Source organism: Streptomyces sp. NPDC001668 (genome assembly GCF_042893155.1).
Lineage (GTDB): Bacteria > Actinomycetota > Actinomycetes > Streptomycetales > Streptomycetaceae > Streptomyces.
The window spans coordinates 101,870-124,785 of sequence record NZ_JBIAUQ010000013.1; the positions used below are offsets into that span (position 1 = coordinate 101,870).

Below are 22,916 nucleotides of genomic sequence, written 5' to 3' on the forward strand. Positions count from 1 at the left end.
CTACGGCCGGCACCCCCAGCACCTCACACCGTGTCCTGCCCGCTCACCGAAGGCTGGAGCGGCAGGGCCGTGCTCACCTCGAAGCCGCCCTCCGGGCGGTGTCCCGCCCGCAGTTCCCCGCCGATGGAGTGGGCGCGCTCGCGCATGCCCATCACGCCGAACCCCTTCGCGGACTCGGGGGCGGCCGGGGCGGGCGGGCCCTCGTCGGTGACGGTGATGAGGAGGCGGGGGCCGGCGTAGACGAAGCGGACGTGCGCGGTCTGGGTGGCGGCGTGCTTGGTGACGTTGGTGAGCGCCTCCTGCACGATCCGGAACGCGGTCAGGTCCACGCCCGGGGAGAGGGGCTGCGGCTCTCCCTCCGTGGTGACGGTGACCGTGATCCCGGCGGAGGCGCACGAGGAGACCAGTTCGGGCAGCCGGGCGAGACCCGGGGCGGGTTCCAGCGGGGCGCCCTCGTCGTCGGTCTGCCGCAGCAGGCCCAGCGTGGCCTTCAGTTCGCGCAGTGCGGAGGACGTGGTGCCGGTGAGGTCGTGCAAGATCTGCTGGGTCTGCCGCGGGTTGGCGAGCGCGAGGTGTTCGGCGGTGCCGGCCTGGGCGTTCGCGAGGGCCAGGTGGTGGGCCACGACGTCATGCAGCTCCCGGGCGATCCGCATGCGCTCCTCGGTGACCCGGAGCCGGGCCTCCTCCTCCCGGGTGCGCTCGGCGTGCTCGGCGCGGGCCTGGGTGGCCGCGAGGTAGGCGCGCCGCAGCCGGGTCATGGTGCCGGCGGCGAGGGGGAGGAGCAGCCAGAAGACCGGGCCGATGGTCCGCAGGAGCAGCGACATGTGGTCCATGGAGTCGGAGACGGCCGCCGCGAGCGTCAGCATCACCGTGGTCGCAAGGCCGTAGACGCGGATGGTGCGCCGGCCGGTGAGGACGGACAGCCAGTACAGGGACGCCATGACGTGCTCGCGTCGGTGAGGTCGGCTGCGGCCACCTTGTAGGTGACGGTGGCGTACGCCGTCGTGCCGTCCTTGCTCACCGCCTTCGCCTGGAAGGGGTTCACGGCGGACGCGACCTGCGAGCCGTCGGCGAGGTCGGTCACCGTGTCCTCGACGGCCCTCCGGTTGCCGGCCGCGGTGACCTTCTCACCGTGCGGCGCGACGAAGACCACCCGCGCGGTCGCGCCGTCCGCCGTGACGCCCGGGAAGCGCTCCTCCATGAGGTCGAACGCCTTCTGGGACTCGATGCCGGGCATCGAGAACCCCTCGTCGGCGGCGCCGGGCGCCTTCAGCGCGCCGAGCCCGACGGCGGCCAGGACGGCCGCCCAGACCAGGGCGACGTACCAGCGTCGCCGGAAGGCCAGGCGGCCCACGCGGTAAAGGAAAGCAGCCACGGCGGAGGTCTCCCCATCTGGTGCCGAACGGTCCCTCCAGGCTGTCGGGACGAGGGCCGCCCAGTCGTCGTGCGCCTGCCGACAATCCCCTGTACTCAGAACGCAGTACACGGCGGTCCACGGGTAGGCCGCCGGGACGACGGCGGGCACGCGGGAACCGGTACGCGTGTTTTTCGGTGTTCCTTCTGTGAGACCACCCGTTCTTTGAGGCTTGACCAGCCCAAGGGGGAACAAAAGCAGTGAAGTTGAGACGACTCAGACTCGCCGGAGCCGCGGTGAGCGCGCTCGCCGTGGCCTGGACCGCGTCCCCGGTGTCGGCGGCCGCGCAGGACACACCGACCGTGCCGGCTCCGACCGTGCCGACCCTGACCTGGTCGGACTGCCAGGGCGGCTTCCAGTGCGCGAACGCCCAGGTGCCCCTGGACTACCGCGATCCGCAGGGCAGGACCCTCACCCTGGCCGTCATACGCAAGCCCGCCGCCGACGCCTCCCACCGCAAGGGCACCCTGTTCCTGCAGCCCGGCGGCCCCGGCAACTCCGGTGTGGACTTCGTCCGCAACAACTACGCCGACCTGCCGGCCGCCCTGCGCGACGACTTCGACGTGTTCGGCTACGACGTGCGGGGCGTCGGCCGCAGCTCCCAGGTCGTGTGCTGGGACGACCCGACCTACACCCGGGCCGTCACCGCCGCCAAGGGCGTGCCCGGCCCCGACGCCTACGAGCCCGCCGTCCGGCAGGCCGCCGACTTCGACCAGGCCTGCCAGGACAACGCCGGCGACCTGCTGCCGTACGTCGGCACCCAGTACGTGGCCCGGGACATCGACCTGCTGCGTCAGGCGCTCGGCGAGAAGCAACTGACCTACTACGGGCGCTCGTTCGGCTCCTACATCGGTACGGTCTACGCCGCGATGTTCCCGAAGCGGGTCCGCGCCCTCGCGCTCGACGGCGCCTACGACCCGGAGCACTACACCAACAAGCCCTACGCCTACGACCGGCCGCAGTACCTCGCCCTGGACGGGGCGATGAGCCGCTTCCTGGACTGGTGCGAGGCCGACCAGGCGACCTGCGGCTTCGGCGACGGCGACCCGCGCGGGGCGTTCGAGAAGCTGAAGGCCGACCTGGACGCCAACCCGGTGCCCACGGCCAACGGGGGCCAGGCCAACGGCTACACCCTCGTCTACCGGCTGATGTTCAACATCAACGAGGGCAAGGTCATCTGGCCGTCGTTCGGCGAAGCTCTGCGCAAGGCGCAGCTGCGCGACAACACCTCGTTCCTGCTGCGGCCGCCGTCCCCGGCCAGCTTCGACTTCCTCAACCCGAACGTCGTGGTCGAGTGCGTCGACAAGAAGTACCCGGCCGACGCGGCGCTGCTGAAGCGCCAGGTCACCACCAACGCCAGGCTGGCCCCGCTGCTGGGCCCGGCGATGGCCTACGGCCCGCCCACCTACGACCACCAGCACGCCACCGCGTGCGTCCAGTGGAAGGGCGAGCACACCAGCCGCTACGCCGGGAATTTCCGTGCGAAGGGCTCCGCGCCGATCCTCGTCATCGGCAACACCGGTGACCCGGACACCCCGTACCAGGACGCCGTGGCGCTCTCCCGTGAGCTCGACAACGGCCGGCTGCTCACCTTCGAGGCGGAGGGGCACACCGCCTTCAACCGCAGTGCGTGCGCGACGGACGCGATCACGAACTACCTGGTGGATCTGAAGGTCCCGGCCCGCGGCGCGAGTTGCGCGGACGAGACCCAGCCGCCGTCGTCCACCCCGACGGTGGCCCCGCCCGGCACGACGCTGACGGAACTCCGCAACGGCGTGAACGAGCGGGTCGACCGCATCGGCTCGCTGCGCTGACCGCATGACCGGGGGCCCGGGTCTCAGGCGAGACCCGGGCCCCCGCGTGTGCCTAGTTGTAGAGCGCGATCCTCGGGAGCACGGTCCCCTGGGCCGCAGGGTCGGTGACCGTGATCCGGTAGACCTGGGTGAGGGTCCCGCCCGCGTGCAGGGTGCGCTGGGCGCCCGTCAGATCGGTGAAGAGCGTGCCGGTCCGGCTCGCGGTCCCGACCGTCCGCCAGCAGCCGTGCGCGGTGCGCTGCTCGACCACGACGTCCGACGGCGCGAGGAAGGGACCGGCGTCCGGCGACTCCAGCAGGAGCTGCGGGGCGACGGTCCGGTCCGCGGAGCTGTCGTTGCGATAGGTGACGGTGACCTGGTGCTGCCGGCCGTCGGCCACGAGGGCGCTGGTGGGCAGGTCCACGAAATCGATCGGTGCGGCGGGCTGTTCGGCCCGGACGGCCGCCGTCGTGGTCGTGGAGGCGGGCGCGGCGACCGCCGGGCCCGCCGCCGCCAGACCGGCGAGGGTCATGGCCGCGGCGACGAAAGCCACCTTGAGACGAGTGCTGTTCATCAACACGTTCGCTGTTCCTTGTGGTTTGTGGGGGATTTCGTCAAAGGAGACCCCGGCCGAAGGAAATTCGTTGGTAGATTCTCGTGGATATTTCGTGAATACCGCCCGGTAGATCACCCACGACACCCAATACGGCCATAGCGGACTGATAACTTCCGCGTCACCGGCCTGGGGGAGCGTAGAGCCGGTACCCCCCACCCGTTTCTCTGAATGACCGGACGGAATTCCTTGCGTACTTTCCGTGAAAGCCCCGGCGGAAGACACCGCTGGCGCGTACCGAAAAGCCGGCGGGGCCGGATAGCCGCGGCCGGCGCGATGTCCGTGCTCTCGCTGGCCCTCATCGCCCCGCTGGCCTCGGCGGCCCTGACCGACCCCGCCGACCCGACGCCCGCCCCGAAGGCGGACCACGTCACCGACACCTCCCAACTCCCTTCCGGCTGGCAGAAGTCCGGCGACCGGATCGTCACCTACGACGGTGACGGCACCGGACTGCACGTCCTGGTCGCCGACGCGGCCGACGCCTACAAGTGGCACACCGCGGCCACTCTGTCCGAGCCGGGCATCGACACCGACCAGTGGATCGGCCAGACCTGTGTCACCGGGTCCGGCGACCGGGCCGTCGTGGTCTATGCGCCCCGGCAGGCCGTCAACGACCAACAGGGCTTCCAGCAGGGCGCGTTCGCGGCCGTGGTCGACCTGGCGGACGGCACCGTCACCAAGCTGCCCGAGCTGGTCTCCCTCGCCTACTTCAACCCCGGCTGCGGCGACGGCGAACAGGCCGTCCTGACCCGGCCGCAGGGCTCCGGCACCCAACTGCTCACCGTCGACGCCCGAAAGGGGCAACTGGTCCGGCAGCAGACCGTCGCCGGTCAGCTCACCTCCGCCGTGCCCTTCGGCGACAGGATCGCGGCAGCCCTGGGCGACTCGGTGGTCTCGGTGGACGCCAAGGGCGCCACCAGCACCCTGGCCAGGACCGGCGGCACGCCCTTCCGGCTGGTGCCGGACGCGCACAGCGGGCTCGCCTACCAGGTCCCGGCCGGGAAGAAGGTGCAGGTCCGCCGGGTCACCTCCACGGGCTCCGACCGGCTCCTCGGCACCGGCGCGCTCGGCGCCCTCGCGGTGCGCGGGAACGGTGGCCGGGTCTTCGTGACCGGCACGGACGCCGAGGACGCCGTGAAGAACCCGCCGAAGAGCTGGCGGACGCTGGACGTGCCCGCCGCCGCCGAGGTGTCCACCACCGGCGGCCTCGCGCTGACCTCCGTCGGGAACGGCGCCGAGGCGGCCGGTGGCAGGAAGGCCGCGCCGGACATCGCTCAGCCCGTCGGGATCGGCGCGGTGCTGCCCGGCAGCGACAGCACCGTCGACTTCACGGTGAAGCCGAAGATCTCGCGGAAGTCGCAGGGCGCCGAGCAGTCCCCGGCGCTGTCCGACGGTGTGCACACGGACAGCGTCACGCCGGCCGACGACGACCCCTCGACCTCCACCACCGACCCCGACCGCGCCTGCGCCGTCACCCGCAACGACCCGAAGCTCCAGTCGCTCCAGCCCTCGGCCGCGCAGGTCGAGTGGGCGACGGACCTCGCCGTGCAGGGCAAGCTGGACGTGCGCCGGCGCAGCGGCTGGAACGGCAGCGAACTCCCGTCGTACACCCCGCAGGGCCTGTTCCCCTCCACCGCGCTCAAGGGCGGCGGCCGGGTGCCCGCGCAGATCATGCTCGGGGTGCTCTCCCAGGAGTCCAACCTGCTCCAGGCGAGCTCCCGGGCGGCCGCGGGCGAGAGCGGCAACTTCACGCAGGGTGGCTACTACGGCAACGCCGGCAGCGTCCACACCGTCAACTGGTCGGCCGCCGACTGCGGTTACGGCATCGCCCAGGTGACCGACGGCATGGCCGGGTCGGCCACCAAATACACCGCCGAGCAGCAGCAGGCGATCGCCGTGGACTACGCGGCCAACATCGCCGCAGGTCTGGAGAACCTCCAGGGCCAGTGGAACCAGCTGTACGACAAGGGCCTGCTCGTCAACGGCGGCGACCCGAAGTACCTGGAGAACTGGTGGCTCGCGCTGTGGGCCTACAACAGCGGCTTCAACCTGCCCAGTTCCACCGACGCGAGCGCCCCGTGGGGTCTGGGCTGGTTCAACAACCCGGCCAACGGCCTCTACCCGGCCGACCGGAAGATGTTCCTCTCCTCCGGCTACGACGACGCCCGCAACCCCAACCTGTGGACGTACCCGGAGCGGGTGCTCGGCTGGGCGGCCTACTCCCAGCAGAAGACGGACCCGGCGACCGGGGCGACGGTGAGGGCGTTCACCGTCGGCGACTGGCCCGCGGGCGCGCCGGCCGCCGAGCCCGCGCACGACGTGTTCTGCGAGCCCACCGTCAACGACTGCGACATCAGCAAGCCGCACAAGGTCGAGGGGTCCAGCCAGCCCGAGGGGCCGTGTCAGCGGGACGACTTCAAGTGCTGGTGGAACCAGCCGGTGAGCTGGACCGACTGCACGGCCACCTGTGGCACGGAGGTACTGAAGTACGCCGTGACCGACCCCGAGCCGAAGGTCGCCGCCCCGCATCCGGCGGCCTGCGCCTCCACGCTCCCGGCGAACGCCCTGATCGTGGACGACGTGCCGAACACGGTGAAGTTCCGGGTGGGTTCCGCCAACCCCTGCGCGGGTGAGCGCAATTGGATCAGCCGGGGCACGCTGACGTTCACCTTCGGCTCGGCACAGCAGAACGGTGCGACGGTCTACCCCTCGAAGATCGACTTCCACCAGCTGGGGGCCGGCTTCGGCGGGCACTTCTGGCTCACCCACACCCGGGTGCCGTCGTACACCGACTCGGTGGTCACGGGCACCTGGACGCCGGACCGGAAGGTGCTCGGGTCGGCGGAGGTGCTGGTGCACCTGCCCGACCACGAGGCGAACACGCCGTCGGCGAAGTACCGCATCGACCTCGGTGACGGGACGGTGGTCGAGAAGACGATCTCGCAGGACACGGGTGGGAAGAACGCCTGGGTGTCCCTGGGGTCGTACGAGTTCAAGGGCACGCCGAGTGTGTCGCTGGGCTCGGCGACGGCGGACGGTACGGGGGACGCGTCGATCGCTTGGGACGCGTTGGCGTTCGTGCCCCAGCAGAAGTAACACACCGGGGCCGGCCACGATGGGCCGCAGGCGGTACCTGCGGCACCATCGTGGCCGGTCACCCGGACGTCTCGAACCAGAGCAGCTTCCCGGCACGGCGGTCGAGCGGACCGTCCGCGAGGGACCAGGCACCCCAGCGGTCCGCGTACTCCCGTACGAGGTGCAGGCCGCGCCCGTCGGCGGAGTCCGGCGGGACGTGCTCCGAGGGCAGTGCGCCGAAGAGGGCGGGAACGTGGGGGTGGCTGTCCCACACGCCGACGCGCAGGCGTCCGTCCGCGAGGGCGGTCAGGCGGAGGGAGGCGGGGCCGCGGGTGTGCCGGTAGGTGTTGGTGACCAGTTCAGAGGTCAAGAGCTCGACGGTGTCGAGGAGTTCTGGTCGGCGATGACTGTCGAGCACGGCTCGTACGGTCATACGTGCGACACGTGCCGCGCGGGGGTCATGGGGCAGGCGGAGGGCGTACACCCAGGTGTCGTACGGGGCTACGGTGACCATGAACGGCTCCTACGGCGAGGGGACTTGGCGTGCTCAGCGATCCGGTCGGGCGGTGGCAGTGCCGCGCGGCATCAGCGGGCGCGGTGCGCTTCCGGCTTACTGCCGGGGGGTTGAGCGGCTTGGGTTCCACCATAGACTGGGCGTACTGAAGGTTTTGCAGAATCGAGCAAAACGTTCAGATATGCCCCTCGTGTGGGTGACCCATACGTCAGGTGTACGGAACGGAGCGAGGACATGGCACCGAGGCCCGCCCTCACGGCACGTCGTGCCCGCATCGGCGCGGAACTGCGGCGGTTGCGGGAAGGCTCTGGGATGACCGCCGCCCAGGCTGCCCGGTCGCTGGGCACGACCGTGGGTCAGATCAGCAACATCGAGGCCAACCGCTTCGGCATCAGCGCAGACCGCGTCCACACCCTCGCCCACATCTACGGCTGCACGGACCAGCCTCTCGTCGATGCCCTCGCCACCATGGCCGCCGACCGTACGCGTGGCTGGTGGGAGGAGTACCGAGACACCTTGCCGCCCCGTCTCCTCGACCTGGCCGAGTTGGAGCACCACGCTACGGCGCTGCGCGTGGCTCAGGTCATCAACATCCCCGGCCTGCTCCAGACCCCGGAACACGCCCGTGCACTCTTCCGCGCAGCGATTCCGGCTCTGCGCCCGCACGAGATCGAGCACCGCATCTCCCACCGCATCAAGCGGCAAGCCCTTCTCTACCGCGATCAGCCTCCGCCGTACACGGCGATCGTCCACGAGGCCGCCCTGCGCATGCAGTTCGGCGGCCGTGAAGTGGCCAGGGCCCAACTGGAGCACCTGACCAAGATGAGCGAACTACCGCAGGTCACCTTTCGCGTGATCCCCTTCGACGGCACCGCGTTCCCCACCACAGGTCACGCCGTCGACTACTTCCACGGCCTGGTCCCCGCACTCGACACCGTCGAGGTGGACACCGCACACGGGAGCGAACTCGTCCATGCGACAGGACGATTGGAGATGTACCGTCACGTCCTGGACCGCATGGAGGCCGTCAGCCTGGCCCCCGCCCTCTCACTCGACCTCGTCCATCGCATCGCCCACGACATCTGAGGGAAGAGCCGTGACCGAACTGACCTGGCAGAAGTCGACGTACAGCGAACAAGGCTCCGCCTGCGTCGAGATAGCCCCCACTCCGACCGCGATCCACATCCGCGACTCCAAGAACCTTGCCGGTCCCCACCTCGCTCTCCGGCCCACCGCCTGGGCGGAATTCGTCTCGTACGCGGCACACGTGGGGCGCTGAGCGCAGGCACCAGGCGTGCATCCGCGTGCAAGTTCTCGCAAGTTCCTCGCCTCTGCCCTGGCGTTGGGCACAAGCTCGAGCACGGATGCGCAACGACCAGGAAGGCAGCGATGGCTCTGATCAAGCTTGGCCAGGACCCCGACAGCCCGGACGGCAAGTCGCCCACCATCTACCTCGACGACGAGAAGGACACCTACCTGGTGCAGGGCTGGAAGGTGGTCGACGAAGCCCGGCGTGCGCAGTTGGGCCTTCCCGGCCACGAGGACGTGGTCGAGATCCCGAAGCGCATGGTGCGGTTCTTCCCGGAGGTGAACGACGGTGTCGGCGCCGACTCTTGAGGACCGGCTACGGAGCTGCACCCGCCGCGCCGTCCACCTGGAGATGCGTGACGCGTACATGAGCTCGGACCCCAGGTTCATCGCCTGGCAGAACGGTGTCCGTGACGACCCCGCCGACCGCGACCCCGAGCGTCGGCCGTGGCTACGGCTGATCGCCGACGTCGTGGCCCAGGGGGTCGAAGTACACAGAGCCAGGATCGTGTCGGAGCCCGTGTCGGACTACATCCGCTTCGAACACCACCTGACCGACCCCAACGTGCACGTAGGTGAGCATGTGCGCTGGTTGCCCCGCCGACGCGCGTCGGGGCTGGCTCTGCCCGGTAACGACTTCTGGCTCTTCGACGACAGCTCGGTCGTCTTCCACCACTTCACCGGTGAGGGCGAACTCGCTCCGGAGGACGAGGAGTTCACGGAAGATCCGGCTGTCGTGAAGCTGTGCGCGGATGCGTTCGAAGCCGTCTGGGCACTGGCGGTGCCCCACTCGGACTATCGGCCCGCCTGATCCACAATCCCCGGTGTGACGTCATCCAGCGTTCAGCAGGCACGCCAGTCCCTCGGTCGGCGTCTTCGCGAGATCCGCAAGGACGCGGGCCTGACTGCCCGGGAGCTGGCCAGGCAAGCCGACTGGCACGAGTCGAAGTGCTCACGGCTTGAGAACGGGCACGCCTCTCCGTCCGACGCGGACATCCGGACGTACACGACGCTCTGCGCCGCCCCGGAACAGACTGCCGATCTGATCGCCACGGCACGTGGCATCGATGGTGCGTACGTCCAGTGGCGGCGCATGGAGCGGGCGGGCCTCAAACGCGTCCAACAGTCCGTTGCGCCGCTCTTCGAGCGCACCCGCCGCTTTCGCATTTACCAGTCCTGGGTGATCCCGGGCCTTCTGCAGTCGGCCGCGTACACCCGCGCCGTACTGAGCACGGTGGCCCACCTCCGGGACGTGCCCGACGACATCGACGACGCGGTGGCCGTCCGCATGGACCGACAGCGCATTCTGCACTCCGGCGACCACCGGTTCGCCGTGCTCGTCGAGGAATGGGTCCTGCGTACGGTCATCGGCGACAGCGACATCATGGCGGGTGCACTCGGCCACCTGATCTCTGTCGCATCGCTGCCCTCGGTCAGCCTGGGCGTCATCCCGCTCGGCACACCACGTGGCGCCGGGTGGCCTGTCGAGTCGTTCACGATGTATGACGACGAACAGGTCAATGTGGAACTCGTCTCTGCGCATCTGACGGTCACCCAACCCGGAGAAATGGCTGAGTACGCCACAACGTTCACCGAGTTGTCCGCACTTGCCGTCTACGGAACGCGAGCCAGATCGCTCATCACAGCTGCCATCGACACCATCGGGTGATCACCGCGCAAGTTCACGCAAGGCCGTGGAGGGAGCAGTCGGTATCTCCCTACGGTCATTGCACCGAGAGCGGACAGCCGGGGAGGCCGCAATGTCGCAGAAACCGCAGGGCTATGACCTGACCGAATGGGCGGCCGAACCCTCCGCCGTGCCGTGCTGTGACGCATGTCTGTCCCTCGTCAACGCGAGACAGAACGCCCGATCCACCGGTGACTACAGCGCTGTCTCCGACCGTAACGTGGAGCTGCGAGCGCACCAGGCAAAGGTCCACTGATGGACATGCAGACATGGCGGGACAGCCGTAAGCAAGCGGACCAGGCCACCTACGCACTCCGCGAAGCACTGGCCGCCGTCGGCGTTCCCGAACGGATCCAGCGGCATCTGCGGCCGGTGGTCACTCATCACGGCCGACCACTCGTGCACGTGGGTCTGCTCCGGGCCGAGCACGCCGCGCAGATAGCGGAAGTACTCCGTGTCAGAACCGACTCTCAGCAGGCCGGGCCGTGACTCCGAAGGTCAGGTGCCTGCCTCTCTTCCCTTTGAACTCCCGTCCGACCCGGGCGGCGGCGGTCACTCATGACCGCGATCAGCTGAGCAGGAAGGTGGCAGTGATGCTGGACGGAAGCGGACTGTACGCGCTCGACATCAGCGGGGTCTCGTTCGTGCAAGCGTGCGGCGGCCCCTGCACCGAAGGGTGCGTGACCCTGGCCCGGATCGCTGACGACGCCTGGGCCCTCGGTGACAGCAAGCGGCCGGATGCCGAGCCGCTGCGGTTCACCACGGCGGAGCTGGACGCGGCCGGAATCGACCCGGCTCGGTTCGGTCTGCCCGCCTGACTCACCCGGCCGGTCCCGGTTCCCGGAGGCAACTCGGGACCGGCCTCCCCCTTCGCCCGCAGAGGGACGTACTCGTGCACCACCACGGCTACCTGTGGATCGGACCGAAAGAGCGCTTCGACCAGGAGGCCCTACGGCGACCCGCGTACCCCGAGCCACCCCCGGCGGGCAGCAGACCGGAGCTGATCCAGCGCTACCGGGAGATCGCAGCCGAGTTCCCCACCTCGGATCTGCCGCCCCTGGAGACCGCGCACTGGCTCGTCAAGCCCCGCCCCCTGGTACGCGGTACCTGGCAGGAGGCCAAAGAAGCCGCGTCCTGGCTCGCTGATCAACTGGCCCAACATACGCACCGGTTCGCCTCGGCGTACGACCGCGACACATACCGTCTGACCGCGCTCGCCGACTCCGCCGCCGTACGGCTCGACACCGGAGCCGACCTGTCGTACGGCTTCTACCTCGAGCGCCCCCACTACCTGCACGTGGCCATCGTGACCTGCTCCCCGAACCGTTTCGCACCCGAACTCACCTGTCCTTTGCGGTAGTTCAAAAGGCCAGGAAGCCTGCTGCATGCCCGCTCACTCCGCCCGCGCCGCCTCCACGAACGCCGTGATCAGGGCCGGGTCCTTGACGCCCCGGCTCGCCTCCACGCCGCTGGAGACGTCGACGCCCCAGGGGCGGGTGACGTCCACCGCCTCGCGCACGTTCTCGGGCGTCAGGCCGCCGGCCAGCAGCCACTTCTCCCCGGCGCCCGCCACCTGCTTCCTCGACCAGTCCCACGCGATGCCGGAGCCCGGGACGGGGGCGTCGAGCAGCAGCATGTCCTCGCCGAACTCCCCGCAGCGCGGCACGGTGTCGCCGAAGGCGGCCGCGCGGATCAGCGTCCGGCCGTCCTTCGCGAGGTCGGCGTAGTAGTCGCGGTCGTCGGGGCCGTGCAGCTGGACCGCCCCGATGCCCGACTCGGCGGCCACCGAGCGGACGTACTCCAGGGGTTCGCGGCGGAACACGCCCACCGTCAGGACGCTCTCGGGGACCCTGGCGGCCAGCCTCGCCGCCGTGGCGGGGTCGATGCGGCGCGGGCTGTCGGAGAAGACGAAGCCGATCGCGTCGGCGCCGGCCTCCACGGCCGTGTCGACGTCCTGCTCGGTACTCAGGCCGCAGATCTTCACGAAGAGCGTCATGCCGCCCACCGTATCCAATTCGTATGTGTGAACAGCGATCACATACACAACCGTTGACGCGACCATGGCAAGCGCTTACCGTCCGAAGAATACGGGCCCCCGTCGCCGCACACCATGGAGACGAACGATGCACTTGAGACCAGTCATCACGTCCGTCGGCCTCATCGCCGGCACGCTCGTCGCACTCTCCGGCACCACCGCCCAGGCCGCCACCACCCGCTACGAGGCGGAAACATCGCCCGCCATCTGCACCGGAGCCGTCGAGACCGAGTACGCCGGCTACTCCGGCAGCGGTTTCTGCAACGGCACCAACGCCACCGGCGCCTACGCCCAGTTCACCGTGTCCGCACCCGCATCGGGCACGGCGACCCTGAGCGTCCGCTTCGCCAACGGCACCACCACAGCCCGCCCCGCGGACATCATCGTGAACGGCACGACCGCCTCGTCGGCGTCCTTCGAGTCCACCTCCACCTGGACCGGCTGGACCACCAAGACGCTCACCGTCCCGGTGAACGCGGGCAGCAACACGATCCGGCTCAACCCGACCAGCGCGAACGGCCTGCCCAACGTCGACTACCTGGACGCCGAGACGTCCGGCACGACGACCCCGCCGTCGAGCAGCGCCCTGTACGTGTCGCCGAGCGGCACCGACGGCGCGGCCGGCACCGTGACCGCGCCCACCACCCTCACTTCGGCCATCAGCCGTATCTCCGCCGGCGGCACGATCTACATGCGCGGGGGGACGTACGCCTACTCCTCGACGGTGACCATCCCGGCCGGCAACAACGGCACCTCGGCCGCCCGCACCACGCTCTCCGCCTACCCGGGCGAGACGCCGGTGCTCAACTTCTCGGCGCAGACCGAGAGTTCCACCAACCGCGGGATCCAGCTCAACGCCAACTACTGGAAGATCTACGGCCTGGTCGTCGAGCGGGCCGGTGACAACGGCATCTACGTCGGCGGCAGCAACAACGTCGTCGAGCGCACGGTGACCCGCTTCAACCGCGACACCGGACTCCAGCTGGGCCGGATCGCCTCCTCGACCCCGGCGAGCCAGTGGCCCGCCAACAACCTGATCCTGAGCGCCGAGTCCCACGACAACGCCGACTCCGACGGCGAGGACGCCGACGGCTTCGCCGCGAAGCTCACCACCGGCACCGGGAACGTGTTCCGCTACGCCGTCTCGCACAACAACATCGACGACGGCTGGGACCTCTACACCAAGACCGACACCGGCGCGATCGGCCCGGTGACCATCGAGTACTCGCTGTCCTACAACAACGGCACCCTCAGCGACGGCTCACAGGCCGGCAACGGCGACCGCAACGGCTTCAAGCTCGGCGGCGACGACATCGCGGTCAACCACGTGGTGCAGCACTCCCTCGCCTACCACAACGGCCACCACGGGTTCACGTACAACAGCAACCCCGGCTCGATGACCATCACCAGCAACGTCTCCATCGGCAACACCGAGCGCAACTTCAACTTCGAGACCGGCACCTCGGTCTTCCGCGGCAACACCTCGTGCGACAGCGGCGGCAACGACCGGTACGCCGGTGACGCCGACAGCTCCAACCAGTTCTGGTCCGGCACCAACGGCTCCCGCTGCGCCACCTACGCGGGCGCCCTGGGCTGGTCCTACGCCTCCAACGGCAGCCTGGTCGTCACCTTCGGCGGCAAGCAGGTCACGCTGTAGGGCACGGCGGGGACCCCGGGCCCGGTGATCCGGGCCCGGGGTCCCCTTCCTTCTTCTACTGCTTGGGCGCGGCCTGCTGGACGACCTCGAAGCTCCACAGCGTCGAGCCGGAGGCGGCGGGCTTGGGACGGCCCTGTTCGCCGCCGCCCCCGTGCGAGGCCTGCGACATCCCGGTCATCCACTTCTGGAAGTCCTCCTCGCTGCGCCAGCGCGTGTACACGAGGTAGGTGTCGGTGCCCTCGACGGGACGCAGCAGCTCGAACCACTCGAAGCCGTCCGAGTTCTCGACGGTCCCCGCCCGGGAGGCGAACCGCTTCTCCAGCGTCTCGCGCTGCTCCTCGGGGACCGTGAGTACGTTGATCTTGACAATGCTCATGGCCGCCATTGTGCGCCCCCGGACATCAGAAGGACGTCAGCGGGCCACGGCCCGGGCGGGCACCTCACCCTGCTTGTCGACGACGGCGGTCTCCATCACGGCGCTGGTGCCGGCGAGGGCCTCGGTGGTGATGCCCCGGTCCGGATCGGTGATGTAGAAGCGGGAGCCGAGCAGGGCGAGGGTCTGCTTGTCGAAGATCCACTCGTCGCGGGTCGCGAAACCGGTGTCGTCGAGGGTGATGGCGATGCCGTGCCGGCCGGCCGCGTCCACGGCGTCCGGGATCACCCGCACTCCGGGCAGTCTCGCGGCCGCCCGGTAGAACGCGGCGGCGTTGGCGGGCGGCATGACCGCGCCGCCGATCAGGTCGCCGATCAGCGAGAACACCGCCTGGTCCCGCGACTCGCCCTCGACCGGCCTGGCCTCCTTGTAGAGCCGGGCGAGCAGGGCAGCGGGGTCGGTGGGCAGCGAGGCCAGCCACCGGTAGGTCGGGTGGAGGACCCCCTCGGGGACCGGATCCGTGCTCTCGATCGGACCCAGCCGGCCGGGCATGATCGCGTCCTTGCCGCTGGACCGGAGCCATCCGGTGACCCGCACGGGTTCGGGGTCCTGGGAGGTCCACCTCTCCTCGGTGTGCAGGGCGCCGAGCCGCACGGGGCCGGAGAAGCTGCCCGTGTTCGACCGCTCCAGCGTCCTGACGTACACGAACTGGTCGTCCCGCACCCGGATCGCGTCGCTCGCCATGGCGGCCGTGGCGATCCGGTTCAAGGTGAGGGAGGCGCCGGCGGCGGTCGCCGACGGGGCGGAACCGGCGGCCGGGGCACGGCCGTCCACGGAGAGGGTCACGAGCAGGGCGCCGGCCAGGGCCGCGGAGGCCAGCGGCACCAGTACGGCGGGCCGCAGGAACCGGCTCCCGCGAGTCGTGGCCGCCGTGTCGTGATCGATCTGCTGCATCAGTACGTCCTTGAAGTGACGGTGGCGCTCCGGCGGGAGGTCCCATTCCGCCGGGGTCGACAGCAGTTCCTCGGCCTCGCTCATCGGGTCTCCTCCCGCAGGAACAGGGCCGCGAGCGCGGCCTCACTCTCCATCTCTCCGTGGGCCGGGGGCGGTTCCGCCTCCGCGCTCAGCCGGGCGAGCCGGGCACGGGCCCGCGACAGCCGGGAGCGGACGGTGCCGACCGGGACGCCCAGGGCCTCGGCGGCCTGGCGGTAGTCGAGGCCCGCCGACACGCACAGCGCGAACACCTCGCGGTCCTGCCTGCCCAGCCCGCTCAGGGCACGGTGCACCACCGCGAGCCGCCGGGCGTCGTCGATCCGGCCGGCGGTCTCCTCGGCGAAGTCCTCGACCGGGCGCGGCTGCGGACTGCGCGCGAGGAAGGCGAGCCGGCGCCGCAGGCCCCGGTTGGCGTTGTGCGCCTTGTGCGTGGCGATGCCCAGCAGCCAGGGCTTGAGCGAGCCGCCCTCCGGCTCCACGGTCCCTCTCGTCCGCCAGGCGGCGAGGAACGTCTCGGACATCGCCTCCTCGGCCTCCGCCCAGTTCCCGGTCAGCCGCAGGGCGTGGTTGTAGACCGCCCGCGCGTAAAGGTCGTACAACTCCCCGAAGGCCGCCCGGTCACCGGCCCGTATCCGCGCCCGCTCCGGTTCCGCCGCTTCTGTTTCCCTCACACCCGTAACGCTCCGCACCCCGGTCCCGGGTTCCTGTGTCCTGCACCACACGCAGCGCTTACTCTGCGGCCATGGAACAGCGCGAGGTCATGCAGAACGTCGTCGGTATCCTCACCGAGGCTCTGGAGATGCGGCGGCAGGTGCGCGAGCACCCCGACCAGCAGGTCTCCCTGACCGGGGCCGTTTCCGCGCTGCTCGTGGAGACCCTCCCACAGATCCACCTCCCCGCGGACGCCAGTGGGCACGCGGCGGCGGACGCCGTGGTCGAGCAGCTGGGGCCCGCCATCGCGAGCATCGCCCACTGCTTCGCGTTCGCCTTCGTGCAGCTGGCCGAGGCCCATGACGCGGGCCGCACCGACAGCTCCGCGGAGGTGCTGCGCCGCATCTCGCTCCAGCTCGCGGGCGGCGCCCAGACGTAGCCGCGCGTCCCGTCGGGTGGATGCCGGGTGGGTGCCGGGTGGGTGCCGGCCACCGCTCTCGCCGTACGACGCGTGCGCACCGGCCCCTGAGTGACCACGTGAGGTACGGCTGCTTGAGGTACGGCTACTTGAGACCGATCGCCGCGCAGTCCGCCGCGTACTGGGCGGTGCAGATCTGCTTCACGGTGTACACACCGTCCTTGATCACCGTCTGCTGGATGTTGTCCTTGGTCAGGGCGACCACCGGCACCAGCACGGACGGGATGTCCTTCTGGGTGGGGCTGTCGACCTTGTCGGTGACCAGCGCGTCGAACTGCAGGTCGCGGCCCTGGATCTTGTACACCGCGATCTGCGCCGCGTTGGTCGCCTCCAGCAGGAACGACTTGTACACGGTCATGTACTGCTCGCCCGACACGACCCGCTGCACCGCGGCGAGGCTCGCGTCCTGCCCGGTCACCGGCGGGATCCTGGTGGCCCCCGCCTCCTTGAGCTCGTCGATGACCGCGCCCGCCATGTCGTCGTTGGCCGAGTAGACGGCGGCGATGTTGTTCAGGCCGAGGGAGGCGATCGCCGCCTTCATGTTGGCCTTGGCGACCGACGGCAGCCACTCCCGGGTGTCGTACTGCTTGGCGATGACGACCTTGCTGTTGAGCTCGTCCAGCGCGCCCCTCTTGAAGAGGGCGGTGTTGGGGTCGGCGGGCGAGCCGTTCATCATCACGATCTTGCTGGTCTCGGCCTTGTCGCCGAGGGCCTCGACGATGGCCCGGCCCTGCACCTCGCCGACGAGTTCGTTGTCGTGCGAGACGTAGGCGTCGATCGGGCCCTGGGCGAGCCGGTCGTAGGCGACCACGGGTATGCCCGCGTCCTTGGCCTTCTGGACGTCCGGCTCGATCGCCTCGGCGTCGACCGCGTCCACCAGGATCACGTCCACCTTGTCGGCGATCATCTGCCGGAACTGCTCGCTCTGCCGCTTCGCGCTCGCCCCGGCGTTGGCGTAACTGACCTTGCCCTTGCCGTGGGTGAGGGTCGCCACCTCGTTCTTGATGAGGGGGTAGTCGAACCGGTCGAAGCGGGTGGTGTCCCGGTCGGGCAGCAGCAGACCCAGCGTGATGTCGTCACCCTTCTTGGGGCTCACCGCGGTGTTGCTGCTGCCCACCCCGCAGGAGGTGAGCAGAAGGGCCGACACGCAGACGGCCATGACAGGGGGGATGCGACGCATGGCGATCCTGTGGGTGGGGGGCTGTCACGTAGGCGCAACAGTAAGTGCCCTCAATCCCGATCAAACGCCCTGACCGTTTCCTTCAAGGGATCACCACCCGGCGTTCGCAACTGGGCGTCGATGCTCACAAGTTGTCCGTCGGTCAGCGCGCGCACCATGAGGATCCCGGCGACGGCCGCGCCGACCACGGCGAGGTCGGCGACCAGCAGGGTGGTCACGCCGTGGTAGGCGCGGGCGATGACGTCGTCCGTGTCGCCGTCGTACGTCAGGCCGACTCCGGTGACCATGCCGACCAGCCACAGCCCCCACCACACGTTCACCACGGCGGGCAGCTTCCGGCCCGGGGCGCTCCTGCGGTGGATGTCGGCGACGATGCCGCGCGGGAACCACAGGTTGACGACCGGCACGATCCAGGAGGCGTAGACCCAGATCCCGGCGTGGCGCGGGGGTTCGCCGGACAGGGCCCGCGCGCTGTCCCGCATCCGCCACAGCCAGCCGATGAACAGGGCCGCGCACAGCAGCACGAGGAGGTCTCCGGCGGTGCTGACCAGGTGGTACGAGTTCTCCAGGGCGTTCAGCGGCCGGTGCCGGCCCTCGCCCTGGTCCGGCGGCCCCGACGCGGGCTCCCCCGCCACGGCCAGCCGGACGTGCCACACGGTGCGCAGCGCCCAGGCGGCCCCGGCGAGCCCGAGGCCGGCGACGGCGAGGCGGGCGGAGCCGCGCACGGTGCGCGGGTCGGGGCCGACGGTGTTCTCACTCACGGGGTCCCCCTTCGGAAGGATCACTCGCCCCCTCATCGTCGCGAACCCCTCGACCGGTTCACCGCCCGGCTTCTCGGTGCCCCGGTTACATTTCGCTCAACCTCTGGTTGCGGGGCGGTGAGCGGGCGACGATGGGGCCATGACACTGGCCGAGCGTGCCCTGGAGCGCCTGGAGGCGTGGTCCGACCTCAGCGTGGGCCTGCCCAGCTGCGGAGCGGGGCTGGCGCTGCGTTCCGTACACAGCGAGATCGCGCACTTCCACCCGGGGCGGGACGTGGACCTGCATCTCACCGAGTCGGCCATCCGCAGGTTCCACGACGACCTCCAGGAGTCGACCGCGGTCCGGCTGCTGCCGGGCTCCCGCTGGGTCACCGTCCACCTCGACTGCGAGACCGACGTCGACCTGCTGATGAGCCTGGTCAGCGTGGCGCTCAAGGCCCACCAGGCGGGTCCGGACCCCGTCGGCCCGGCCGCGTGCAACTTCCACCGGGTCACGGTGGTTCCCCGGGACGCCGCTTTCGTGCCGATTCGGCGATAATCGGATTATGAGTACCGCGACGTTTGTCCTGGCGGCCTCGTCGAGCGAAGTACTCAACGTGATCGCCGCCTTTGCCGGTGGGTTGTTCATCGCCGGCGCGCTGGTGTGGGCCGTGCAGTTCGGCATGCGGGTCCAGGACCGGGAGCTTCCACGGCCGCTCAGTGAGGAGCAGCCGCACCTTCCGGAGACCGGGCCGATCCGTGAGATCCGGGAGATGCGGGAGCCGGACGAGCTGCCGGCCGCCGTGGAGGGGCAGGAACGGCTGATGCCGTACCAGCTCCATCACTCGGGAACCCGACGAGGAAAGGACCAGCACCGCAAACGCTGGCTGCCCGGCTCCAGCGGCGGCTTCGGCAGCGGCGGCCTCGGCCACGTGTGACGCCCCTCCGGGGCGGGCCATCGGTCCGGTCCGTCGATGCTGCTCGGCGCCCCAAGTCACGTGGGCCACGAGCCGCCTACCTGCGCCCGGGCGGGTTGGGCGAGCCTGGGCCTCCCACCCGCACGCCCGCCCGAAGAACGGCCAACGCGGCTGGGCTCGGTCTACGGACGGTGGTGAGATCGGCGCGCCGGAGAGCGCGCCGTGGCCCAGGAGCCGGCGAAGCTGCTGCGCCCGACCTGCCCCCTAAGAGCGCGCCGAGACGGTGCGCCCAGGACCAGCTGCGCCGACGATACGGCCACAGGCATCCGCCCAGTCCTACGAGACCGCCGCGCAGAGCCCCGCGACCGGCCTGCCCAGCCGCAGAAGCCCTGCCGGGACCTCCGGCACGGAATGCGGCCCCGCACCGCGAGCCCGGTCTCCGCGCTGTGCGCCTGCACCGGATCCGGCCGCACTCCGTCGATCAGCCAGGTGATCCTCGTACCCCCACCACCCGGCCAGAGGGCGAGGGCGCGGGCCAAGTCGGCCGTCCGGTCCACGGGGGCCGAGCGGCCGGGTGGGTGATCCCCGTACCTCCACCGCCCGCCCGGAGAGCCTGGGCCGGGGCCCCCGTCGGGCCGAGCTCACCCGGTCGGACAGTCCGAACGGCGCCCCCCGCCGGCACCGCCCGCGCCGGATGGCGTCAGGCCCGCTTCTCCGGCCGGTACACCGCCAGGGACCAGATCACGAAGAAGGCGATGCCGATCATGATGACCGACCAGAACGGCGCGTAGGGCAGGAAGAGGAACTGGGCGATCATGCTCAGCGAGGCCAGGAAGATGCCGGTCATCCGGGCCCAGGACGCGCCCCTGAGGATGAACGCGCCGGTGACGGCCGCGACCGCGCCCAGGCAGAGCAGGATCACACCCCAGCCGGTGAGGTTGACCTTGTAGACGTAGTCGCCGACGCGGGTCCAGACGTCGTCCTTCGCGAGCAGGGAGATGCCCTGGAAGATCGACAGGATGCCGTGCATCAGCATCAGCACACCGGCGAAGACGACACCGCCGGCGGCCCACGCGGTCTCGGTCGGCGTGGGGCCGAGCCCTGGCGCCGGCGTCGAGGACCTGCCCTGTGTGGCGTGCGGTTGCTGCGTCATGACCGTGTCCCACCTTTCGTGGTCGATGTGCTTCGACCATCCGGCGCGGCGGGCCCGTCCACCACGGGAGTGAGCCGTTCGGGTGACGCCGGGCATGCGGCCGTACCGCGCGAGGCCTTCACTGGAAGGACCTGCACCGGGAGGCGACGAGATGACCCGCTGGACGACGGCCACGCTGCTGGGGGCCCTCACCCTCACGAGCGTCACCGGCCTGACCGCCTGCTCCGACGACGACAGCCCCTCCTCCGTGGCGAGCAAGGTCGCGTCGGCCGCCTCCCGGGCCGGGGACGCGGTGTCGTCGGCGACGGCGGAGGCGGGCAGACGGTTCGACGACATCAAGAACGGCGTCGACGCCAAGGACGACGTACGGCTCGGTACGCCCGCCACCGCCGCGGACGGCCGTACGACAGTCCGGGTCACCGCCGCCAACTCCGCGGACTCGGCGAAGTCCTTCGCCGTCCAGGTCGACTTCACCGACAAGAACGGCAAGCTGGTGGACGCGGTCGTGGTGACGGTGTCCGACGTCCCGGCGGGCGGCTCGGGGAAGGGCACCGCCCGCAGTACGCACGACCTGCCGGGGGGCGTGAAGGCGAAGGTGTCGCGGGCGGTCCGCTACTGACCGGCCGCGCGGGTCACGCCATCCAGAAGAAGACGGCCGTCATCCGCTTGTCCTCCAGCGTGCTGCCGCAGTACCCGGTCGCGCTGTGCACGAGGTTGGCGTTGTAGAGGAGCAGCCGGTTGTACCGGTGCGGTACCCGGACGTCCTCCTCGAAGGCGTCCGGCGCCACGAACCGGGTGCCGAGGGCCTCGACGAGGTTGTTGTGCGGGGCCTGCACGACGTTGCCGCCGAGCCGGCCGCCGGGCAGGGACTGCCGGTAGAAACTGGTGCCGCAGTCCTTGGGGACGTCCGGGTTGAGATACAGCACGGCGGCGTACCGGCACAGCGCCCGGGAGTCGGTGTGCGGCCGGGGCTCGCTCTCGCCCTCCCCGACGACCTGGACGCAGTTGTGGTTGAGGGTCCCGCCGCCGGGCGCCTGCTGCACCCACAGCCGCCCGGCCCCGGTCGCCTGCCTCACCAGCCGCTCCACCCGGCCGAGTTCGGCGGGTTCGAGCCCGGGCATGGTCCGCAGTCCCGGCCAGGTCTCCGAGGTGTACGGGTACCCCCGCACCCAGTCGTCCTTGGCGAGACAGCGTTGCCGTACGGCGTCCACGTCCGGGAGCACGTCGTCGATCACCCAGTAGTCGCGGCCCTTGGTGGGCTTGCGGTAGGGGAGGACGGGCAGGGGCCGGGGCCGCTGCGCCCGTTGTGGCATGGACATGCAGCGAATCTAGGTCCGGGGCCGGTCAGGTCTCTCCCGCGTTTTCCCCCGGACTTCCCCGTGAACCGGTCAACGAACGGTCAACCGGCGTTCGGGGAAACCGTCCTGACGGGGCGGGTGTGAGCCCGGTCATCCCCCGCGGGAGGTGATGAACAACTACGGCCCCGTGTGCGTACTCCTGTGCGTCCGACCCGCCTCCTGGCGGGGAACCCTACTGGGCAGGAGGCACGGTGCCACTCTCGCGCAACGCGATGGGAACGCTGTTCGTCGGCGGAGCCCTCACATTGACCCTTGGCGCACTCGCCTATCCGTCGATGCTCGGAGTGAGCAACGCGTCCACCGCACAGGACAGAGTCATCGCCCAGACGCAGTGGGGTCCACTGACCGAACTGGACCGGGACTTCGTCGTCAAGGTGCGGGCGGCGGGGCTGTGGGAGTACCCACTCGGCCAGGTCGCCCTCCAGAAGGGGACGACCCCGGAGGTGAAGGAGGCCGGACGGCACCTCATCGACGGGCACGCGGCCCTGGACGCCGCCTGCCGCAAGATCGCCCCGATGCTCAACATCACCATCCCGAACGTGGCGAGCCCGCAGCAGGTCGGCTTCGTGAACACGATCGAGTCGAGCAACGGCCAGCAGTTCGACACGAACTTCGCCAACATCCTGCGGGTGACGCACGGTTCGATCTTCAACACGATCTCGAAGGTCCGCTCCACCACCAAGAACTCACTGGTGCGGTCGCTGGCCGACATGGCCAACGACACGGTGCTCGACCACATGACGGTCATGGAGAAGACCGGCTTCGTCAACTTCGACCAGGCCCTCTTCATGCAGACCACCCCGCCGAAGCTGCCCGACACCGACCTCACCCCGCCGGCGCCGCAGCCCGGCGCCCCGATGGTCGTGCTCACCCCGCCGCCGAACCCGACGTCCACGCCGCTCGCGGTCCCGGGCGAGAACGCGAACGGCGCCACCCCGGCCGCGGGCGCGACCCCGACACCGACCATCGGCTGAACC

Annotated in this window: 26 protein-coding genes and 2 pseudogenes; 16 read left to right on the top strand and 12 right to left on the bottom strand. The window is 70.3% G+C overall.

All coding sequences use genetic code 11. The features are described from left to right. Positions 1-23: 23 nt before the first annotated feature. Both ACFYZ8_RS32170 and ACFYZ8_RS32175 read right to left on the bottom strand, forming a co-directional pair. Positions 24-944 (bottom strand): annotated as a pseudogene (locus ACFYZ8_RS32170) (sensor histidine kinase); the annotation flags it as partial. A gap of 2 nt (positions 945-946) precedes the next feature. Further along, a pseudogene (locus tag ACFYZ8_RS32175) lies at positions 947-1,375 on the bottom strand (MMPL family transporter); the annotation flags it as partial. A 239-nt stretch (positions 1,376-1,614) separates the two neighbouring features. Between ACFYZ8_RS32175 and ACFYZ8_RS32180 the strand changes: the two are divergent. Next, the gene (locus ACFYZ8_RS32180) at positions 1,615-3,228 is read left to right on the top strand and encodes an alpha/beta hydrolase (RefSeq protein WP_388538829.1); all 1,614 of its coding nucleotides are present in this window, start codon (positions 1,615-1,617) and stop codon (positions 3,226-3,228) included. A 52-nt stretch (positions 3,229-3,280) separates the two neighbouring features. On the opposite strand, the gene ACFYZ8_RS32185 is transcribed toward ACFYZ8_RS32180, so the two are convergent. Further along, entirely contained in the window at positions 3,281-3,781 is a 501-nt protein-coding gene (locus tag ACFYZ8_RS32185; RefSeq protein ID WP_388538830.1) for a signal peptide protein, read from the bottom strand. A 315-nt stretch (positions 3,782-4,096) separates the two neighbouring features. Here ACFYZ8_RS32185 and ACFYZ8_RS32190 point away from each other — a divergent pair, with 315 nt between their 5' ends. After that, complete coding sequence (locus ACFYZ8_RS32190) at positions 4,097-6,916, top strand: hypothetical protein (RefSeq protein WP_388538832.1); 2,820 nt, start codon at positions 4,097-4,099, stop codon at positions 6,914-6,916. 58 nt (positions 6,917-6,974) lie between these two features. Here the strand turns inward: ACFYZ8_RS32190 and ACFYZ8_RS32195 are convergent, their stop codons facing one another. Continuing rightward, complete coding sequence (locus ACFYZ8_RS32195) at positions 6,975-7,409, bottom strand: ATP-binding protein (protein WP_359033339.1); 435 nt, start codon at positions 7,407-7,409, stop codon at positions 6,975-6,977. Between the two features lie 234 nt (positions 7,410-7,643). Here ACFYZ8_RS32195 and ACFYZ8_RS32200 point away from each other — a divergent pair, with 234 nt between their 5' ends. The 8 genes from ACFYZ8_RS32200 (at position 7,644) to ACFYZ8_RS32235 (ending at position 11,764) form a co-directional block, all read left to right on the top strand. Then, on the top strand, positions 7,644-8,495 hold the full coding sequence (locus ACFYZ8_RS32200) for a helix-turn-helix transcriptional regulator (protein WP_359033337.1): 852 nt from the start codon (positions 7,644-7,646) through the stop codon (positions 8,493-8,495). 10 nt (positions 8,496-8,505) lie between these two features. Continuing rightward, positions 8,506-8,688, top strand: coding sequence for a DUF397 domain-containing protein (locus ACFYZ8_RS32205; protein WP_359033335.1), 183 nt, complete (start codon positions 8,506-8,508; stop codon positions 8,686-8,688). Positions 8,689-8,798: 110 nt separating this feature from the next. Continuing rightward, positions 8,799-9,026 (top strand): hypothetical protein, encoded by a 228-nt coding sequence (locus ACFYZ8_RS32210; protein ID WP_359033333.1) that lies wholly within the window; start codon positions 8,799-8,801, stop codon positions 9,024-9,026. Positions 9,027-9,069: 43 nt separating this feature from the next. Further along, positions 9,070-9,528 carry a DUF6879 family protein gene (locus ACFYZ8_RS32215; protein ID WP_388539094.1) on the top strand — a complete coding sequence of 153 codons (459 nt, stop codon included), beginning with the start codon at positions 9,070-9,072 and terminating at the stop codon, positions 9,526-9,528. A gap of 6 nt (positions 9,529-9,534) precedes the next feature. Continuing rightward, positions 9,535-10,386: a helix-turn-helix transcriptional regulator gene (locus tag ACFYZ8_RS32220; RefSeq protein ID WP_359033423.1), complete on the top strand. Its 852-nt coding sequence runs from the start codon at positions 9,535-9,537 to the stop codon at positions 10,384-10,386. A gap of 273 nt (positions 10,387-10,659) precedes the next feature. Further along, on the top strand, positions 10,660-10,893 hold the full coding sequence (locus ACFYZ8_RS32225) for a hypothetical protein (protein WP_388538835.1): 234 nt from the start codon (positions 10,660-10,662) through the stop codon (positions 10,891-10,893). Between the two features lie 104 nt (positions 10,894-10,997). Continuing rightward, a complete protein-coding gene (locus tag ACFYZ8_RS32230) occupies positions 10,998-11,222 on the top strand; it encodes a DUF397 domain-containing protein (protein WP_359033329.1) in 225 nt (74 codons plus the stop codon). Between the two features lie 74 nt (positions 11,223-11,296). Further along, positions 11,297-11,764 (top strand): hypothetical protein, encoded by a 468-nt coding sequence (locus ACFYZ8_RS32235; protein WP_359033327.1) that lies wholly within the window; start codon positions 11,297-11,299, stop codon positions 11,762-11,764. A 33-nt stretch (positions 11,765-11,797) separates the two neighbouring features. Here ACFYZ8_RS32235 and ACFYZ8_RS32240 read toward each other — a convergent pair whose 3' ends face one another. Beyond that, positions 11,798-12,400 carry a phosphoribosylanthranilate isomerase gene (locus ACFYZ8_RS32240; RefSeq protein WP_359033325.1) on the bottom strand — a complete coding sequence of 201 codons (603 nt, stop codon included), beginning with the start codon at positions 12,398-12,400 and terminating at the stop codon, positions 11,798-11,800. Positions 12,401-12,527: 127 nt separating this feature from the next. Between ACFYZ8_RS32240 and ACFYZ8_RS32245 the strand changes: the two genes are divergently transcribed. Beyond that, positions 12,528-14,096, top strand: a complete 1,569-nt coding sequence (locus ACFYZ8_RS32245) for a carbohydrate-binding protein (protein ID WP_388538836.1) — start codon at positions 12,528-12,530, stop codon at positions 14,094-14,096. 55 nt (positions 14,097-14,151) lie between these two features. On the opposite strand, the gene ACFYZ8_RS32250 is transcribed toward ACFYZ8_RS32245, so the two are convergent. Genes ACFYZ8_RS32250 through ACFYZ8_RS32260 form a run of 3 tightly spaced genes read right to left on the bottom strand, consistent with a single transcriptional unit; the run spans position 14,152 to position 16,133 of the window. Further along, positions 14,152-14,472, bottom strand: coding sequence for an antibiotic biosynthesis monooxygenase (locus ACFYZ8_RS32250; protein ID WP_359033321.1), 321 nt, complete (start codon positions 14,470-14,472; stop codon positions 14,152-14,154). A 36-nt stretch (positions 14,473-14,508) separates the two neighbouring features. Further along, the gene (locus ACFYZ8_RS32255) at positions 14,509-15,507 is read right to left on the bottom strand and encodes a CU044_5270 family protein (protein WP_388538838.1); all 999 of its coding nucleotides are present in this window, start codon (positions 15,505-15,507) and stop codon (positions 14,509-14,511) included. Then, complete coding sequence (locus ACFYZ8_RS32260; protein WP_388538840.1) at positions 15,504-16,133, bottom strand: RNA polymerase sigma factor; 630 nt, start codon at positions 16,131-16,133, stop codon at positions 15,504-15,506. Before ACFYZ8_RS32260 ends, ACFYZ8_RS32255 begins: the two co-directional genes overlap by 4 nt. 71 nt (positions 16,134-16,204) lie before the next feature. Between ACFYZ8_RS32260 and ACFYZ8_RS32265 the strand changes: the two genes are divergently transcribed. Then, entirely contained in the window at positions 16,205-16,552 is a 348-nt protein-coding gene (locus ACFYZ8_RS32265) for a hypothetical protein (RefSeq protein WP_359033314.1), read from the top strand. Positions 16,553-16,676: 124 nt separating this feature from the next. Here the strand turns inward: ACFYZ8_RS32265 and ACFYZ8_RS32270 are convergent, their stop codons facing one another. Together ACFYZ8_RS32270 and ACFYZ8_RS32275 are read right to left on the bottom strand one after the other, a co-directional pair. Continuing rightward, positions 16,677-17,771 (bottom strand): sugar ABC transporter substrate-binding protein, encoded by a 1,095-nt coding sequence (locus ACFYZ8_RS32270; protein ID WP_388538841.1) that lies wholly within the window; start codon positions 17,769-17,771, stop codon positions 16,677-16,679. A gap of 50 nt (positions 17,772-17,821) precedes the next feature. Further along, positions 17,822-18,532 carry a DUF4328 domain-containing protein gene (locus tag ACFYZ8_RS32275; RefSeq protein ID WP_388538843.1) on the bottom strand — a complete coding sequence of 237 codons (711 nt, stop codon included), beginning with the start codon at positions 18,530-18,532 and terminating at the stop codon, positions 17,822-17,824. 139 nt (positions 18,533-18,671) lie between these two features. Here ACFYZ8_RS32275 and ACFYZ8_RS32280 point away from each other — a divergent pair, with 139 nt between their 5' ends. Continuing rightward, complete coding sequence (locus tag ACFYZ8_RS32280; RefSeq protein WP_388538845.1) at positions 18,672-19,070, top strand: luciferase family protein; 399 nt, start codon at positions 18,672-18,674, stop codon at positions 19,068-19,070. Between the two features lie 7 nt (positions 19,071-19,077). Then, on the top strand, positions 19,078-19,449 hold the full coding sequence (locus ACFYZ8_RS32285; protein WP_359033305.1) for a DUF6479 family protein: 372 nt from the start codon (positions 19,078-19,080) through the stop codon (positions 19,447-19,449). 679 nt (positions 19,450-20,128) lie between these two features. On the opposite strand, the gene ACFYZ8_RS32290 is transcribed toward ACFYZ8_RS32285, so the two are convergent. Next, a complete protein-coding gene (locus ACFYZ8_RS32290; RefSeq protein ID WP_359033303.1) occupies positions 20,129-20,581 on the bottom strand; it encodes a hypothetical protein in 453 nt (150 codons plus the stop codon). Positions 20,582-20,732: 151 nt separating this feature from the next. Here ACFYZ8_RS32290 and ACFYZ8_RS32295 point away from each other — a divergent pair, with 151 nt between their 5' ends. Continuing rightward, positions 20,733-21,200, top strand: coding sequence for a hypothetical protein (locus ACFYZ8_RS32295; protein ID WP_388538847.1), 468 nt, complete (start codon positions 20,733-20,735; stop codon positions 21,198-21,200). A 13-nt stretch (positions 21,201-21,213) separates the two neighbouring features. On the opposite strand, the gene ACFYZ8_RS32300 is transcribed toward ACFYZ8_RS32295, so the two are convergent. Next, the gene (locus tag ACFYZ8_RS32300; protein WP_388538849.1) at positions 21,214-21,900 is read right to left on the bottom strand and encodes a DUF6445 family protein; all 687 of its coding nucleotides are present in this window, start codon (positions 21,898-21,900) and stop codon (positions 21,214-21,216) included. A gap of 251 nt (positions 21,901-22,151) precedes the next feature. Between ACFYZ8_RS32300 and ACFYZ8_RS32305 the strand changes: the two genes are divergently transcribed. Further along, positions 22,152-22,913 carry a DUF4142 domain-containing protein gene (locus ACFYZ8_RS32305; protein WP_359033421.1) on the top strand — a complete coding sequence of 254 codons (762 nt, stop codon included), beginning with the start codon at positions 22,152-22,154 and terminating at the stop codon, positions 22,911-22,913. Positions 22,914-22,916 lie beyond the last annotated feature (3 nt).

Excerpts from the sequence above, each read along its gene's own strand:
- ACFYZ8_RS32185 (WP_388538830.1), bottom strand. The coding sequence starts at position 3,781 with ATGAACAGCACTCGTCTCAAGGTGGCTTTCGTCGCCGCGGCCATGACC.
- ACFYZ8_RS32245 (WP_388538836.1), top strand. The coding sequence starts at position 12,528 with ATGCACTTGAGACCAGTCATCACGTCCGTCGGCCTCATCGCCGGCACG.
- ACFYZ8_RS32295 (WP_388538847.1), top strand. The coding sequence starts at position 20,733 with ATGACCCGCTGGACGACGGCCACGCTGCTGGGGGCCCTCACCCTCACG.
- ACFYZ8_RS32200 (WP_359033337.1), top strand. The coding sequence starts at position 7,644 with ATGGCACCGAGGCCCGCCCTCACGGCACGTCGTGCCCGCATCGGCGCG.
- ACFYZ8_RS32195 (WP_359033339.1), bottom strand. The coding sequence starts at position 7,409 with ATGGTCACCGTAGCCCCGTACGACACCTGGGTGTACGCCCTCCGCCTG.
- ACFYZ8_RS32305 (WP_359033421.1), top strand. The coding sequence starts at position 22,152 with ATGGGAACGCTGTTCGTCGGCGGAGCCCTCACATTGACCCTTGGCGCA.
- ACFYZ8_RS32240 (WP_359033325.1), bottom strand. The coding sequence starts at position 12,400 with ATGACGCTCTTCGTGAAGATCTGCGGCCTGAGTACCGAGCAGGACGTC.
- ACFYZ8_RS32300 (WP_388538849.1), bottom strand. The coding sequence starts at position 21,900 with ATGTCCATGCCACAACGGGCGCAGCGGCCCCGGCCCCTGCCCGTCCTC.
- ACFYZ8_RS32215 (WP_388539094.1), top strand. The coding sequence starts at position 9,070 with ATGCGTGACGCGTACATGAGCTCGGACCCCAGGTTCATCGCCTGGCAG.
- ACFYZ8_RS32230 (WP_359033329.1), top strand. The coding sequence starts at position 10,998 with ATGCTGGACGGAAGCGGACTGTACGCGCTCGACATCAGCGGGGTCTCG.
- ACFYZ8_RS32270 (WP_388538841.1), bottom strand. The coding sequence starts at position 17,771 with ATGCGTCGCATCCCCCCTGTCATGGCCGTCTGCGTGTCGGCCCTTCTG.
- ACFYZ8_RS32225 (WP_388538835.1), top strand. The coding sequence starts at position 10,660 with ATGGACATGCAGACATGGCGGGACAGCCGTAAGCAAGCGGACCAGGCC.
- ACFYZ8_RS32290 (WP_359033303.1), bottom strand. The coding sequence starts at position 20,581 with ATGACGCAGCAACCGCACGCCACACAGGGCAGGTCCTCGACGCCGGCG.
- ACFYZ8_RS32285 (WP_359033305.1), top strand. The coding sequence starts at position 19,078 with ATGAGTACCGCGACGTTTGTCCTGGCGGCCTCGTCGAGCGAAGTACTC.
- ACFYZ8_RS32280 (WP_388538845.1), top strand. The coding sequence starts at position 18,672 with ATGACACTGGCCGAGCGTGCCCTGGAGCGCCTGGAGGCGTGGTCCGAC.
- ACFYZ8_RS32265 (WP_359033314.1), top strand. The coding sequence starts at position 16,205 with ATGGAACAGCGCGAGGTCATGCAGAACGTCGTCGGTATCCTCACCGAG.
- ACFYZ8_RS32250 (WP_359033321.1), bottom strand. The coding sequence starts at position 14,472 with ATGAGCATTGTCAAGATCAACGTACTCACGGTCCCCGAGGAGCAGCGC.
- ACFYZ8_RS32190 (WP_388538832.1), top strand. The coding sequence starts at position 4,097 with ATGTCCGTGCTCTCGCTGGCCCTCATCGCCCCGCTGGCCTCGGCGGCC.
- ACFYZ8_RS32210 (WP_359033333.1), top strand. The coding sequence starts at position 8,799 with ATGGCTCTGATCAAGCTTGGCCAGGACCCCGACAGCCCGGACGGCAAG.
- ACFYZ8_RS32255 (WP_388538838.1), bottom strand. The coding sequence starts at position 15,507 with ATGAGCGAGGCCGAGGAACTGCTGTCGACCCCGGCGGAATGGGACCTC.